At 60.3% G+C, this 14,312-nt stretch carries 11 protein-coding genes and 1 pseudogene; 4 read left to right on the top strand and 8 right to left on the bottom strand.

Annotation, left to right across the window (positions count from 1 at the left end; genetic code table 11):
* The first annotated feature begins 22 nt into the window (after positions 1–22).
* Both AWB80_RS38250 and AWB80_RS38245 read left to right on the top strand, forming a co-directional pair.
* Positions 23–1,231 carry an acyl-CoA dehydrogenase family protein gene (locus AWB80_RS38250; RefSeq protein ID WP_061179822.1) on the top strand — a complete coding sequence of 403 codons (1,209 nt, stop codon included), beginning with the start codon at positions 23–25 and terminating at the stop codon, positions 1,229–1,231.
* Between the two features lie 11 nt (positions 1,232–1,242).
* Positions 1,243–1,758: a flavin reductase family protein gene (locus AWB80_RS38245; protein WP_208635747.1), complete on the top strand. Its 516-nt coding sequence runs from the start codon at positions 1,243–1,245 to the stop codon at positions 1,756–1,758.
* Positions 1,759–2,348: 590 nt separating this feature from the next.
* Here the strand turns inward: AWB80_RS38245 and AWB80_RS45160 are convergent.
* The 6 genes and pseudogenes from AWB80_RS45160 to AWB80_RS38220 all read right to left on the bottom strand — a co-directional run.
* Positions 2,349–2,549 (bottom strand): annotated as a pseudogene (locus AWB80_RS45160) (hypothetical protein); the annotation flags it as partial.
* A gap of 319 nt (positions 2,550–2,868) precedes the next feature.
* Complete coding sequence (locus AWB80_RS38240; protein WP_061179821.1) at positions 2,869–3,999, bottom strand: porin; 1,131 nt, start codon at positions 3,997–3,999, stop codon at positions 2,869–2,871.
* A 59-nt stretch (positions 4,000–4,058) separates the two neighbouring features.
* Complete coding sequence (locus AWB80_RS38235; RefSeq protein WP_061179820.1) at positions 4,059–5,381, bottom strand: MFS transporter; 1,323 nt, start codon at positions 5,379–5,381, stop codon at positions 4,059–4,061.
* Positions 5,382–5,440: 59 nt separating this feature from the next.
* A complete protein-coding gene (gene gtdA, locus AWB80_RS38230; protein ID WP_061179819.1) occupies positions 5,441–6,481 on the bottom strand; it encodes a gentisate 1,2-dioxygenase in 1,041 nt (346 codons plus the stop codon).
* A gap of 4 nt (positions 6,482–6,485) precedes the next feature.
* On the bottom strand, positions 6,486–7,343 hold the full coding sequence (locus AWB80_RS38225) for a fumarylacetoacetate hydrolase family protein (RefSeq protein ID WP_061179818.1): 858 nt from the start codon (positions 7,341–7,343) through the stop codon (positions 6,486–6,488).
* A 33-nt stretch (positions 7,344–7,376) separates the two neighbouring features.
* A complete protein-coding gene (locus AWB80_RS38220; protein ID WP_061179817.1) occupies positions 7,377–8,606 on the bottom strand; it encodes a 3-hydroxybenzoate 6-monooxygenase in 1,230 nt (409 codons plus the stop codon).
* Positions 8,607–8,756: 150 nt separating this feature from the next.
* Here AWB80_RS38220 and AWB80_RS38215 point away from each other — a divergent pair, with 150 nt between their 5' ends.
* Both AWB80_RS38215 and AWB80_RS38205 read left to right on the top strand, forming a co-directional pair.
* A complete protein-coding gene (locus AWB80_RS38215; RefSeq protein WP_061179816.1) occupies positions 8,757–9,653 on the top strand; it encodes a LysR family transcriptional regulator in 897 nt (298 codons plus the stop codon).
* Positions 9,654–11,904: 2,251 nt separating this feature from the next.
* A complete protein-coding gene (locus tag AWB80_RS38205) occupies positions 11,905–12,375 on the top strand; it encodes a hypothetical protein (protein ID WP_061179815.1) in 471 nt (156 codons plus the stop codon).
* Positions 12,376–12,496: 121 nt separating this feature from the next.
* On the opposite strand, the gene AWB80_RS38200 is transcribed toward AWB80_RS38205, so the two are convergent.
* Together AWB80_RS38200 and AWB80_RS38195 are read right to left on the bottom strand one after the other, a co-directional pair.
* Positions 12,497–13,147 carry an RES family NAD+ phosphorylase gene (locus AWB80_RS38200; protein ID WP_061179814.1) on the bottom strand — a complete coding sequence of 217 codons (651 nt, stop codon included), beginning with the start codon at positions 13,145–13,147 and terminating at the stop codon, positions 12,497–12,499.
* The gene (locus tag AWB80_RS38195; protein WP_143328228.1) at positions 13,140–13,829 is read right to left on the bottom strand and encodes a hypothetical protein; all 690 of its coding nucleotides are present in this window, start codon (positions 13,827–13,829) and stop codon (positions 13,140–13,142) included. Before AWB80_RS38195 ends, AWB80_RS38200 begins: the two co-directional genes overlap by 8 nt.
* Positions 13,830–14,312: the final 483 nt, after the last annotated feature.

Genomic DNA, 14,312 nt, shown 5'->3' with positions numbered 1-14,312 from the left:
TCTCCAACTCAGAGGTCTCGCAATGAAAGTTGAAGCACAATCGTTTTCGCCGGATTCTGCCTTGTCAGATGCGGACTTCGTGAGCCGCGCCCGTGCGCTGGCGCCGGTTCTGGCTAAAAACGCAGCAAAATCCGAACTGGACCGTCGGGCTCATGATGAAAATATCAACGCCATTAAGGAAGCCGGTCTGTTCCGCCTGATGGTTCCCAAACGCTTTGGAGGCTTTCAGAGCACAGTACGGGCTCACCTAGACGTTACGGCGGCGCTGGCCGAAGCGTGCGCTGGCACCGCGTGGGTGACCGCGCTGACCAATGTCTGCGCGTGGTTCGTTGGGCTCTATCCGGCAAGGGCGCAGGAGGAGGTGTTCGGCGCGAATCCGGATGCGCGCGTAGCTGGCGTTTTCACTCCGTCGAAAGACTCCCGACGCGTTGATGGCGGCCTAATGGTATCGGGCAAGTGGTACTGGTCTTCGGGCAGCCTCCATGCTGACTGGGTGACCGTTGGGGTGATGGAGCATGATGCCAACGGCGCGTTCGCCGGCCAGTATCTCGCCCTTATCCCGAAGACAGATATCACGATCGAAGACACGTGGTTCACTGTAGGCATGCGCGCATCGGGCAGCAACTGCGTGGTGGCGAAGGAAGTGTTTGTTCCCGACCACCGGCTGCTGGATATCAATGCCGCCGTCAACAGCGACTATCCGACAGAGTTCAAGGACGAAGCGGAGTATCGTGGGCCGTTTGTTCCGGTCGCCGCTCTTGTTCTCGTCGGTGCGCAGTTGGGTATGGGCCGTGCCGCGCTGAAATACGTCATCGAGAAGGCGCCTCAGCGCGCAATTGCTTACACGACGTTTGAAAAGCAAACGTCCTCGGTCATGTTTCAGGCGCAGATTGCTCAGGCCGCGCTGAAAATCGATACCGCCCATCTGCACGCATATCGGGCCGCTGCGGACATCGACGAAGCAGCGCGACGCGGCGAGAAACTCGACTACTTGACGAGAGCACGTGTGCGCGCCGACTCCGGTGTGGTCGTAACGTACATCACTGATGCGCTCAACATCCTGGTTTCAGCACATGGCGCTGGTACTTTCGCAGAAAGCAGTCCGCTGCAACGCGTCTGGCGCGACTCGAACACGGCCGCGAGGCACGCCGTCGTTTTGCCAGCCGTCGGTATCGAAGTCTACGGTAAAGCGCTGCTGGGCGTTGAAAACACCGTAACACCGCTCGTCTGAACGGAGCCGACATGACTGAAATCGACACAAAGCTATACCGGTCGGTGATGGGTTTGTTTGCAACAGGCGTGACCGTCATCAGTCATGTAGTCGACGGTGCGCCGGTGAGCATGACGGCCAACGCCTTCATGTCGGTATCGATGGACCCGCCACTCGTCCTGATTTCGGTGAGAAAGCAGTCTCGATTCAACGACACCATGCGTGTCGGTGTTTGCTATGGGGTCAGCTTCCTGGCAGAAAGCCAGCAGGCAATCAGTGCACACTTTGGCGGGAAACGGGATGACACACTTCATGTGGCCTACACCTTGGGCTTGGAGGCGCCGCTGATTGGGGGAAGTCTCGCCCAAATTGTGGCGCGGACTACCGCAGTTCATGAAGCGGGCGACCATCTTCTGTACATCGGCCGTATCGAGCACCTGCAACTCGGCGAGCAGCGAAAGCCGCTCGTCTTCTACAGCGGCCGATACAAGCAGGTAGAGGCACATGCGCCGGCAGCAGGATGGGCCGCCAGCACCGACTGCTGGTAAGAGCGCGCGCATGTGGTGACTAATTCGAATCGACTCCTGCGAAGTGAGGGTCCAACGAGTTGGCCGGTTCTCTGTCGTTCGCCCATCGCAGGGAACACAAGGCGCGGAGGAACATGCCTTGTAGCGCTTAGCTACCCTACATCGATTGTGGTTTCGTGCGACCGTCGTCCAGAACTTCCCGTCGCTTCAGGTCATGGTGCACGTCGAAGTGCTTCAGTCGTTTCATTAGAGGAGGCCTCGATATCCGGTGACGACAAGAAGGATCGCGCGCCTGTCATTCTTGCTCTCAGGTTCTAGCTCGGCCGTAGGAGATGGCTAGACCTTTCAACCGACTCGATTGAGTCGGTTTTTTTTGTGTGGCCGCACGATAGCCTACAATCGCGCTCGGAAACTGGAACGGCCGCCCGAACGAGTTGGCACAATGACCCATGCGAGCCGCCAATCTTGAACGCGGTCAGAGCCGCTCTTCCGGCTCATTCTCAACGATCCCGTCCCCGCCAGACCACAGCCGCATCGAGAAGTCATCGTACGATTCGATCTTGTTCATGTTCGCGGTGGGCTCCTGCCATAGTTCCAGGCCGCTTGATCTACTCATACGAGTCAAGCGGTCGCCCAGTCATCCATATAAGCCGACGTGCAGCGCGATGGCCAGCCGGTACAAACGGGTACGCCGCGAATCGATGGGAGCGAGTTCGCTTCTGGAAAACATGAAGATCGTATTGAGTTCGAATTCCGCTTAGGTCGCGCGGAACGTGTCGAACCCCGAGATATGCCAGTCGCCAGTGGTCCACCGGATGCTCCGCACCTAGTGCTGAGACCCGCCAAGCGCAGCGACGCAAAATCAGCCGCGCCACAGTAGAAACGCGCTGGCGCCGTCACTGTAGAACCCGCCAGACTTGCCATGCTGCTCGATGTACGCACGCGTCGCCTCGAAATACCTGAAAGTCGACTCGCTTTCGGGGCACACAACGAACCGGCCGATCCGCAGTTTGAGTCTCTGACTGAACGTGTCCACCCTCGAACCTCGGCGGACCTGCTGCCACCGTCGTATGGAGGCTCGTTGCCCGCTTACTCTCACTGCCTTTGGCGTTCATTGCCTGGACCTGTAAATCAGAAGCTGTGCCGCATACCCAACATCGCACCGACCTGATTCTCGCCCGCCGCCGGCGTCGCACCTGCACCGCCCGAGCTCACCGTGAACGCCGCCTTCGCACTGTTCTCCAGATACGCCGCTTGTGCGTAGACCGCCGTTCTCTTAGATAACAAATACGTGCAGCGGATCGCGCCCATGGTGCCGCGTGTGTCGTGCTGCGTGACGATCATTCGGTACACCTCTCCGTCCAGAATCAGCGAAGGCGTCGCCTGAAAACTGCCGCCTGCGTAAAACAGATTCGCGCGCACGCCCGTGACACCGGGACCGGTGAGCGTACGCGCGATCCATCCCGCGCCGGTTCTGAATGGCCCGACCGACGCCCACGCATTCGCTTCGATACGCGTATCCTTGTCGCTGCTCGACGTGATCGGCGTAGGCGTCACCCCATCGAAGAAATTCGCAGCCGCATTGGCGCCCCCGCGCTGCTCGTCATAGACCGCCGAGGCGCCTACCACGCCGTTGTCGTATTTCAGACGCGCGCTCCACTGCCGGCACGCCGTGAACTGTCCGGGCACGCCGCCGGCGCACGTGCCCTGCCCCGGCGAGTTGCCCGTTCCCGCCGAATCGCGGCCGAACGAATAGGTCGCGCCCAAGCTGAAGCCCCGGAATGTCGCGCTCTGAAACGCAACCGAGTTGTCGCTGCGGCCGTTGGGCAGATAGGCATCGAAAGAAGCAATACCGTAGATGTTCGGTCCGAGGATGTCCGATTCCTGAATGCCGAGATAGGACATCGAGTACTGCCGGCCGAATGAGAGTGTGCCCCATGTGGTTGACTTCAGCCCGACCCACGATTGCCGCCCGAACAAGCGTCCGCCCTGTCCGAGGTCGCCACCGCGCACATTGAAGCCGTTCTCCAGCACGAAGATCGCGGCCAGTCCCCCGCCGAGCGCCTCCGTTCCACGCAGCCCCCAGCGCGACGGAAACTCGCCAGTGATGCCAGGCATGCGAACGACGGAATCCCCCTTTGCATTCGCGTGCAATACATACTCGATTCCGGTGTCGATGATGCCGTACAGCGTCACGCTGCTTTGCGCGATCGCCGGCACGGCGATCGACGCCAGCAATCCTCCAATGATTCTGCGTTTCATCTTGTCATCCTGGTGTTTGAGTTTTATTTGCCGCGCGTCAAATCCAATCGGGGCGCGCTTCAGCTCGTGACGCGCCGGGCGCTCGGATTGAGCGCGATCGCGGATGCGGCAATGACGGCTGGCACGATGCCCGCGAGAAACACTTCACTGGCGCTCCAGTGCATTTGCAGCAACATGCCCCCGATTAGCGGTCCGGAGATCGACCCGATCCGGCCGATGCCCACCGCGCAGCCGACGCCTGTCGCGCGCATCGAGATCGGATAGATTTCCGTTGCCAAAGCATTGAGCCCGGCCTGCACGCCCTGCACGACGACGCCCATAAGAAGGCTGACGGCAACGACGACCGATGCATCGCCCGCGGCATTTGCGAGCGTCATGGCGAGCGCGGCGTAGATCATCAGTTCGCACAGCAGCGCGCGCCGCATGCCGAAGCGATTCATCAGCGGACCCTGCGCGATGCAACCCGCCACGCCACCGAGGCTGAACAGCGCTACCGCCTTGATCCCTGTGCCGACGCTCTGCTGCGCGCCGACGAGCACCGCAGGCATCCAGCTCACGATGAAGTACAGGACCACGAGGTTCATGAAATAGGGGATCCACAGGAGCGCGGTCTGCATCGCGCGGCCTGGGGCAAAGAGCTCACGCATCGGGACGCGCGTGTCCGGCGTCGTCGCGTTGCCGCGTACGCGTGCAGGATCGACGTCAGGCGCGATGCGTCGGACGATGCGGTCCAGTTGGAGTCGCCTGTCGTCGCGCAGCACGAGAAAGCCCGGTGACTCCGGCAACAGCATCATCGACGCCAGGGCGACGATCAGCGGCAACACACCGCCCGCGATGAATACCGCCTGCCAGCCGTATATCGGCAGCAACGCGGCGCTGACGAGGCCGCCGAACATCGCCCCGAGCGGCATGCCGCACATCAGCGTTGAGACAACGGTTCGACTGTGGCGCTTCGGTGCATATTCCGAAGCGAGCGAGATCGCGTTCGGCAAGGCGCCGCCTAGACCGATGCCCGTCAGAAGCCTCAGCACGAGCAACTGGTCGAGTCGGGAGGCGAACGCGGTGACGAGAGACAGCGCACCGAAGATGATCGACGAGAGCACGATGAGACGTTTGCGCCCATAGCGATCGGCGAGCGGCCCGAGCGTGACGGCGCCAATCAGCATGCCGATCAGGCCCGCGCTGAACACCGGCCCGAAGTGGCTGGCGGGCACGCCGAGAGATCGCGCCATCACGGGCGCGAGCATGCCGATGACTTGCGTGTCGAAGCCGTCGAGCACGGCGGTCAACATGCAAAGCGTTATGGCGTGGAACTGCAGTCGACTCAACGGTCGTGCGTCGATGACCTCGTGCACTTGCAGGAAGGACGATGGCGTGCTCATCAGTGTCTCCGTTGCGGCTTCGCCGCTAATAATGGTTGTCTTGAGGTGCGCGTCGCGGGCTACTCGAGACGCTGTTCGCGCCACAGGCCGAGCGCCTTTTGCGCGGGACGATCCGAGAAGCTGAACAGCACCGAGTCGCCTCTGGATCGATGCGATGTCGTACTCCAGGAAGTCGCGACGAAGACATCGCCCTGCCGCCATTCGATGCGTGTATCTCCGACGATGCTCACGCCCTCTCCTTCGCGCACGCAGTACACGGTGGCATCGGTCGAACGGAACGGCCGCCCGTCAAAGCCCGCGGGCAAGAGCTGCATCCACGCGGCCATCGTCGGCATCGGATAGCCGCCCGTCGCGGGGTTCGCGTATTGCAGCTTGACCCCGTGACAGGCGTCGGTCGTGCGCGCCCGCTCGATCTGCCTCAGCGCTTCAAGCACGCGCGCGTAGGGATAGTGAAAAACCGGTGACGACACACCTTCGGGTACGTATTCGAGCGGCAGCATGCCGGAGCCGTAACGCGCGTGCGCGTCGCCGGCGGCTCGTTCGATGCGCTGCGTCTCGCCCGATGAATCGCTCTCGGCAAAACTCGCATCGAACAGATTGACGATGGGCACATCGAGACCGTCGAGCCATACGACAGGGTCATCACCAAGATTGCCGTGATCGTGAAACGTCCAAGACGGCGTAATGATGAAATCGCCCGCCGTCATCGGAATGCGCTCGCCGTTGACGGCGGTGTAGCCACCGCTGCCTTCGATGATGAGCCGGAGTGCCGCCGCCGCATGCCGGTGGCTCGGCGCAACCTCTCCGGGCATGATCAGTTGCAACCCGGCGTAAAGGCTTTGCGTGATCTGCGACGCGCCGCGAATACCGGGATTTTCCAGCACGAGCACGCGTCGCTCGGCCTCCTTCGCGGTAATCAACTCACCTGCTTCCAACAGCAAGCCGCGCATGTGCGCGTAGTCCCAGCGATGCGGGATGCAGCGCGGGCGCGGCTCGGGCGTCACCAGTTGCGACATCACCGCCCATAGCGGCGCGGAATGCATCTGATCGAGTCGACCATAGAGCGCGAGGCGCGCGGGATTATCTAGTCCAGTGCCCATGACGTCACGCTCCGCGAACGTCTACGCGCATCGAACCGATGCCTTCGATCTGCGCGGCCATCACATCGCCTGGACGAATGGAAGCGACCCCTTCCGGCGTTCCGGTGATGATCACGTCGCCCGGCTGCAGTGCGTAGAACGACGAGGCAAACTCGATCAGTTCGGGCACGCCGAGAATCAGCTCGCTCGTGTTCGATTGCTGGCGAAGCTCGCCGTTGACAGAAATCGAGAAGTCGAGCGCGCCCGGATCATCGATCTCATCGCGCGTGACGAGCCACGGACCGAGTACCGTGTACGTGTCCGGTGATTTCCGGAAGCTGCGTTCTTCCGGTCCGCGAATCGTGATATCGAGGCCGATGCAATAGCCTGCGACATGTTCGAGCGCCCGCTGCTTCGAGACGTTGGCCGCCGTTTTGCCGATCACCACCGCCAGCTCCACTTCGTGATCATTGCGCCGCTCGAGATGACGCAGCGCGACCCCCTCGCCCGCCCCGACGACCGAGCTGGTCGCCTTCAGAAACAGCCCTGCGCGCTGGATATGGTTGATCTGGTTGTCGTGATGTAGATGAGGATCGTCGAGCACTTCTTTGAGGTGCTTTCGGTAGTTCACCGGTGCAGCGATGATCTTGCCGGGATTGGCCACGGGCGTGCGCAATACGACATCGGCGAGCGCGAAGATGCGTGCGTGCGGCGCGAGTTCGGCCGCGATAGTGCGGATCTGCGCGAGGTTCGCGATCAGCACGTCATGCGACGGAAACGGATAGCGGGAGGCAGGCAGCGCATCGAGTGCGGCCGTTACGTCGCGCACGACATCGCCTTCGACCACGCCAAGGCGGTTCTCATTGAAACGGCAAATCTTCATAATGGTGTTTGTTCGATCAGGTTGAGGGCGCGTTCATTGCGCGAGCGCGAGCGTCTCGTTCTGCAGTTCTGTGGAACGAATCGCGTCAGGGTCGTAGAGCCAGGCCATGCCGTCGAGGGTCTGTTCGAGGCTGCGTGACTGGAGGAACTGATTTCGCAATTCGCGATTGACGCCGCGCGCGTGATAGAACTCACCGTAGAGGCGCGCGCTCATCTGCACTTTTCCCGTGCGCAAATAACGGCGCTCCTGGTACCGCAGGAACGAGGCAGCCGGATCCGCGGGAGTGGCGGCCATTTCTTCCGCCAGCACAACGGCGTCTTCCATCGCCATGCACGCGCCCTGCGCCATGTACTGCAGCATCGGATGCGCGGCGTCGCCGAGCAGCGTGACGTTGCCTTTCGACCACTCGCGAATCGGCTCGCGGTCGCACAGCACCCACATCCGCCACGTCTCGATCTTCGATAGCAGCGCCTTGACGGTCGGCACGGCGTCGCGGAATCGCAGATGCAATTCATCCGCGTCGCCGACGGCGTCCCAGCCTTCCACATACCGGTCGCTATGGAACACCGCGACCAGATTGAACAGTTCGCCGCCGCGCAAGGGGTAATGCACGAGATGGGTCTTGGCGCCGGCCCACAGCGTCATCGTGTTGGATCGCAGTTCGGGCGGCACTTCGTCGATCGGCAGCACCGCGCGATACGCGATGTGTCCCGACACGCGCGGTTCACCATCGCCGACGAGCTGCGCCCGCACCGTGGACCACAGGCCATCCGCGCCGATCAACGCACGGCCGCGCACATCGCCCTGCGACGTGCGCAGCACGACGCTGTCACCGTCGTCGGTGAAACCGTTGACCTTCACGTTGGTCACGATTTCGATGCGCTCCGATCCGAGACAGGCATCCAGCAAAAGGCGATGCAGATCGGCGCGATGAATCAGCGCATACGGATGCTGAAACCGTTCGAGGAAGCGTTCGTCGAGCGGAATCGATACGACCTGCTCGCCCGAAATGCCGTCCATCATGACCAGCTTCTGCGGAAGCGCCGCTTTCGCGCGCACGGCCTCAGTCACGCCGAGCCGTTCGAACACATGAAATGCGTTCGGCCCAATTTGAATACCTGCGCCGATTTCCTTGATTTCCTGCGCGCGCTCGAATAACCGCACGCGAAAGCCGGCCTTGCTGAGCGCGAGTGCTGCGGCAAAACCGCCGATGCCGCCGCCGGCGATAAGCACGGGCAGCGAAGCTTGATGGTCTGAAGTCATGCGTCTCCTCGTGATTCGCGATGCATCGTGTGGGCGCCGTCGGTCGACGCCGCTACCTGATGTGTGAATCGATTCTATGGAGGGCGCAATAATCAATCCATATGTAACAATTGATACCGTCTCTCAAAAAATTTGATATGGACAACCGCCATGGACAATCTCGATCTTAAGAATCTGATGGTGTTCGACGAGATCTATCGGACGGCGAGCATCTCGCGCGCAGCGGACAATCTCGACCTGGGGCAGTCGGCGGTGAGCATGATCCTCACGAAATTCCGCAAGCACTATGGCGATCCGCTGTTCGTGCGTACATCCGAAGGCATGCAGCCCACGCGGCTCGCGGACGACATCGTCGGTCCGATGCGCCAGGCAATGAACATACTGAAGGCTACGCTCGAGCACCGCGCTCATTTCGATGCCGCGACCTCCACGCGCATGTTCGGTCTGTGCATGACAGACATTGGGCAGCGCATCGTGATGCCCAGGCTGCTCGAACATCTGCGCCGCGCGGCACCGGGCGTGCGCATCGATCTGAGCTACACGTCGGAGCACACGGCGCGGCAGCTCGAATCGGGCGAGATCGATCTGGCCATCGGCTTTCTCGCGCAACTCGACGCGGGTTACTTTCAGCAGAAACTCTTCGATGACCGGTTCGTGTGCATCGTCAACCGCAAACATCCACGCCTACGTGGTCCTGCGATATCGCTCGATCAGTTTCAGGCGGAGTCGCATCTGATCGTCGCGACCCAAGGCACCGGGCATGTCGTCGTCGAGCAGACGCTGGAGCGAAATCACGTTCATCGAAAGGTTGGCTTGCGGATCCCGAACTTTCTCGGCGTCGTCTCGAACATCGCAAGCACGGAATACCTTGCCATCGTGCCGGAACGCTTTGCGCGAATCATCGCTGAAGGCAATCAGATCAAGGTGATGGAATTGCCATTCCCGGTGCCGAAATATCGCGTCATGCAGCATTGGCACGAACGCTACGCGCGCGATCCCGGTGTCGTCTGGCTGCGTAATACCATCGCGGAGCTTCTTCGCGAGTGAGGCAGGGTCCGACCGGTCAAGCCCGCTGAACCCCCCATAGGAGAAAACTTTCGCACGCAGTCGACTGTTCCGTACAAGTGCAATGCGTGGAACCGGCCACGCCCTTTGTCGGAAGGCGCCTTCGAGCAATCAATGCCCATAAGCAGGACTCAGTGGAGTGGTTTGGCTCGAAGACTTTTACGCGAAACGGACACGGTCCGCTCAGCTGTCCTCTCGGTGGAGCACTTCCCAACTGCACGGACGCATCGCTCACCCCCTCGCTGGCAACAACATGGTGGCTCGGCAGCGAAGCGAGCCGACAAAACGAATCTAAAAGGAAATGCCCTCAGAAGCTGGGGGGCGTTCTCATGCCGGCATTGCACTACGCAGTACGCGGCTCCGTCATGCGTTCACTGATACAAACGTATCGTCAGCAACTCCGACCGGGCGGACGCGGTCAACTCATAGCGGGCGTCGTCGTGCGACTTGCAAGCCCTGCAACTTCATGATCCGGCCAATAGGGCAGCGCCGACCACCGTACTCGCTCGGAAACCTACTATTAAGATAACTCTCAGTTTCTTAACCGTTACGTTCGCTCGCAAAACCTCAAAACTCGTAGCCAAGCAAATGAAGCGATGTCCTTTCTGGGATGTCCTGATGTCGTCTGCGTAGCGTGTGTAGGTCTCCCGGTGACGACGGTGGTTGTGGGTCGCCCGACTTCGCCCGACGACAACGTCGAGCCAAAACCCGACAGTCGTCGACGAACATCCCTTTTTGTTCGTCAGATCACCTGCCAAAGCGTCTCAAGTCTTGCGCTTCCACTGCCGTTATGCCGACATCACTCCGTCCGCGTTGGCTTGCGGCCACCACCGCTGCGCGCGACGTATAAAATCGAGAAAATAATAGAATGCGCTACAACATATGCGATACATGCGAAGCCGAAGTAAGCGCTATGACCTCTGTATGCAAACGCTGCCAGACGGCTCTGCCGCCGAATGCCCCTCCAGCGGAAGCATCGGAGGAAACTGCGACATCCACGCCTCAAAGCTTGCGCCGGCAGATCATGCTCGCGTCAAGTATCGCTATCTTCGGCGCGGTCGTTGTTGGAGGGGTTCTCGCAACCGCTCCTCGCGACGAAAGTCAAATGCAGCGCAGAACGGACGCGACGTCGGCAAGTGGTCGGGTATTTCCGGCTGAGCAGGCCGAAGGCCTCCCCTCGACAAGTGCATCAAAGTGAAGTCGGACAACGACAACGATGGCCTACGCACCTTGTTGGGGATCGATCAGAGCAAGCAGACGTTCCCGCGGTATCGGCTGTGTATCCATTTTTGCCGCGCCATCAAGCTGCCCTCGCAACTCGACGTTGGCGTATCGGCGCCGCCACTGTTCGTTCGCGTGCGCAATCCTTGATGCAACGTTCAATAGCAGATAGCCGGGCGAGTTGAACGGGCAGCAAGATGTAGTGAACTCGCAGATGATGTATGCGTGTCATCCAATACGCTGAAGCGATTGGCAATTGATGCGCTGCTGACGCTCTTACCGCGCCTACTACCTTTTCCAAGTGCGCCAACTCGCCATCCGCGTCGCGTGACGCTCTTCGGGGACCTGCACCGGTGTTGGATGCCGATGTCGCAAGGGGACCCCGCTTTGCCACGATTGACTTCATATTCTGCCTTTCCTCGACTGATCCAGACCAGCCTAGTCGTGGCTCAGTGAAGTCAAGGACAGTATTGCAATGGCGATTAGTCAGATACGAGCCATCGACCACGTTCGTAAAAAGAGGATCGCGTCCGACTGCGAATGCGTCAACAGTCTGTTCAACAACAGGTAGGCCATGAGCGAGGGCCGCCATCTGTGCACTCCCTAGCTCGACCAAGTACTGCCACCCTCTCGCTCACCGAGTGTCATTTCTTCAGGGATACGGCTCAATCGCCGCGAATTCGCGCCGTCCACATCCTGCCGTTGCAAAAAGGGAGTGGGGAGCGACAGAGGCGTCACAGTTTCCGAGGGGCTCCTCCGCGGCTTCGGGGAGATTTGCCGCACAGATCACGACGCATCATTGATCGCCGCTCGAGTTAGTGGGCCCCCAAACCTCACGGACCAGTTCGGCCGCCAACGAGGCGCGCACCACAATATCGATTCTCCTGACTTGTTATTATTTTTCTGGTTCCGTTGGACGCAGACCTCTTTCGTTCCTTCTTGCTGTATGCCTTCTCGCCGCTCACGCTCACAACCTTCTCGATCGCTGGCTCGCAAGCCCTTCAGCAAAGAGATGTTGCTGCCCTTGCCACCGTCAGCGGCACAGACCGTTGCGTTGTCGAATCATTTGACCTTCGCGGCATGTCGTGCCGGCGCTGGATCGGCGTTTCTGTTCAACGAACTTATTTACTTGCTCTACGTGACGTTCTTTGTGCAGGATGCAGGGTATGGCGAGACGGACTTAATCGTTTATGGGCGCGCCGAAGCGGCTTTGGAGCGTGGCCTGCAGCGCGCTGAAGCGGAGCGGGTATGGACGCTCGAAACCGCAGATTGGCCGTTGTTCGAAGCGGTGCTGCGGGAGGCAGATCGCCAACTCGCCGGCGCGCCGCGGTATGCGCATATTGCTGCGCGCGAGAGACTCAAGCGCTTCGCCGCGAGTGGCCGCGCCTCGCCGCTACCTTCAGACGCCGCCTGCCACAGACGCGGACAAGCGTTCGCTAGCAGCAATCGCGCGAGTCTATCCCTCCGGTATGATGGGAAGTGAACTCGGCAGCCCTCAGGATCTGAGAGCTGCGCGCCAAGCAGAGGATCGGCGCGATCGTTCGCGCTTCGTCGATTCCAGCGAAGCCAAACGGTGGCGCCAACCATGTCGCTAGCCCGGCATTCTAGAGCGTCGGCGTGACGGTGGCGCCCATTTCGGCCAGCAACTCGACGATCAGATGCTCGTAGTGCTCGATGTGATGGGACCGCTTTAAATCGACGATGGGTGCTGACATCCGGTCGCCAAACAGCATCACAGCCATTGACTGGTTGTCCTGCTTTGACATCCACATCAGCCCCTGCGCATCGGGCAGGTTTTGCCATACCCAAAGCGCCCATTCACGGGTGCGGGGATAGTCGGTCTTGTCGCCGTCGAACAGATCCGATGGCGCCAAGCCCGGTCCACGCAATCCCGTCGCAGTCATATTGGCCAGTTTCAGGTCGGCTAACCCGATCTGGCTCAGATGCAAAGACGAAGCAAGGTCCCGCTCGAGGTCGTGCTGATAGCCGGCAGACGGGGTTGGCACGTCATGCAGAACCACTTCCATGATCGCCCCTCGCTCAGATGCGGCGGCATAGATGGTCGGGATGACTTCCCCGTTGTCCGGTCGATGCAGAGGACTGAAACGAGCGTTGCCCAGACCGGAATCGTTGAAAGCGTCCGGCGCGTAGTTGCCTGTCGCCGAATCGAGCGGATGAACACGGAACCACGTACCAGACGAGACCTTGCCGAGCGTGAGCGGAGAAGCAGGCGGCGGGAACACCGGACTACCCATGCACCGCCCCCACAACGTGGTCCTTTGCCGCTTCGATCACCGCTTGCGGATTCGTTGCGAGCACCTCACGCGGACGCTTGCCGCGGAGCATACTGTTTGTCGACTCGAACCACGATGCGATTCGAAACGGCCGGTAGCCCGCGAAAATCTTGAGGATCTCCGCAACTTCGGGGATCGGGTTGCCGAGCTCGTCGAAGACATACTTGGGATAAAGCGTCTGGCCAGCACGTTCAATTGAAAAAATCTTGCCCTCCCTCTTCCACCGGCTCGTCACTGCATGCTGATTCGTCGCGTCAGGATTTTGCCGCTCACCGACCCTCTGCGCAGTCAACCACGTCGTCCCGTTGAGTACAGCTTTTACCGCCTTCGCTTCCAATTCTGCCCGCGAGTCAGTCAGCAGCGAGACCGGAGAAGCGTCGACGAGCCCCTGCAATACAAGTCCTTCCTGCTCGCTGACGCTAAGGCGGACCTGGCGTGTCATCTCGACCTTCGCTGCCGGCGTGAAATCGGCAGTCTGAATCTTGTCGATTAGCATTGTCGCCGCCGCTCGAGTGGCGTCGAGGGCCATAACGTAGCGACCGATGTCACTGGCAACAGCCGAGGGGGTACTTACCAACGGCGATGCCAATGCAACGTGCGCGGCGGCCGCACTCTTGGGACCCGCCGATTGCGCCTTGGCCATGTTCATCCTCAAATTAGGATTGTGATAAGCATCATATATATCACAATTCTCACTTTTCAAGCGACTGAGGCATGGGAAATCGAAGGCTTCTCTGCACCAGCGACCATGGGGCAACGCGCGGACGGAGGAGTAATCGAAGCGCGTTTGTCGCTACCTATCGTTTCAAGCCGTCCGACCATTGCCGAGGCAAACGTTTTCTGTGAAACCAATAGGAATTTGACCCTAAATAAAGTGACGCGATTTGTATTCGCAACTGACCTGGATATCGCCTGCCGACTGCGCATGTGCGCTCGTCACGGCCGCCATGCTCATGGCTGAGAAGGCCGCGCATGCAGCCGGCTGGATGCACTTCGCACCGCAGGATTCGAGTGGCCCTTTCAACGTCACCGCACTGGGCCAGACGGTTACGAAACAAGGCGCGAGCGCGTCAGTGAGTGATGCCGATACCTTCGGACTGACGCTCCAGTATTTCGTCACGGATCA

The sequence above is a fragment of the Caballeronia pedi genome, assembly GCF_001544915.2.
Lineage (GTDB): Bacteria > Pseudomonadota > Gammaproteobacteria > Burkholderiales > Burkholderiaceae > Caballeronia > Caballeronia pedi.
The sequence above is the reverse complement of the archived record's forward strand: the minus strand, read 5'-3'. Positions and strand labels throughout refer to the sequence as shown.

Coding starts and splice junctions, on each gene's coding strand:
- AWB80_RS38240 (WP_061179821.1), bottom strand. CDS start 3,999: ATGAAACGCAGAATCATTGGAGGATTGCTGGCGTCGATCGCCGTGCCG.
- AWB80_RS38245 (WP_208635747.1), top strand. CDS start 1,243: ATGACTGAAATCGACACAAAGCTATACCGGTCGGTGATGGGTTTGTTT.
- AWB80_RS38225 (WP_061179818.1), bottom strand. CDS start 7,343: ATGAAGATTTGCCGTTTCAATGAGAACCGCCTTGGCGTGGTCGAAGGC.
- AWB80_RS38250 (WP_061179822.1), top strand. CDS start 23: ATGAAAGTTGAAGCACAATCGTTTTCGCCGGATTCTGCCTTGTCAGAT.
- AWB80_RS38220 (WP_061179817.1), bottom strand. CDS start 8,606: ATGACTTCAGACCATCAAGCTTCGCTGCCCGTGCTTATCGCCGGCGGC.
- gtdA (WP_061179819.1), bottom strand. CDS start 6,481: ATGGGCACTGGACTAGATAATCCCGCGCGCCTCGCGCTCTATGGTCGA.
- AWB80_RS38215 (WP_061179816.1), top strand. CDS start 8,757: ATGGACAATCTCGATCTTAAGAATCTGATGGTGTTCGACGAGATCTAT.
- AWB80_RS38205 (WP_061179815.1), top strand. CDS start 11,905: ATGTTGCTGCCCTTGCCACCGTCAGCGGCACAGACCGTTGCGTTGTCG.
- AWB80_RS38235 (WP_061179820.1), bottom strand. CDS start 5,381: ATGAGCACGCCATCGTCCTTCCTGCAAGTGCACGAGGTCATCGACGCA.
- AWB80_RS38195 (WP_143328228.1), bottom strand. CDS start 13,829: ATGGCCAAGGCGCAATCGGCGGGTCCCAAGAGTGCGGCCGCCGCGCAC.
- AWB80_RS38200 (WP_061179814.1), bottom strand. CDS start 13,147: ATGGGTAGTCCGGTGTTCCCGCCGCCTGCTTCTCCGCTCACGCTCGGC.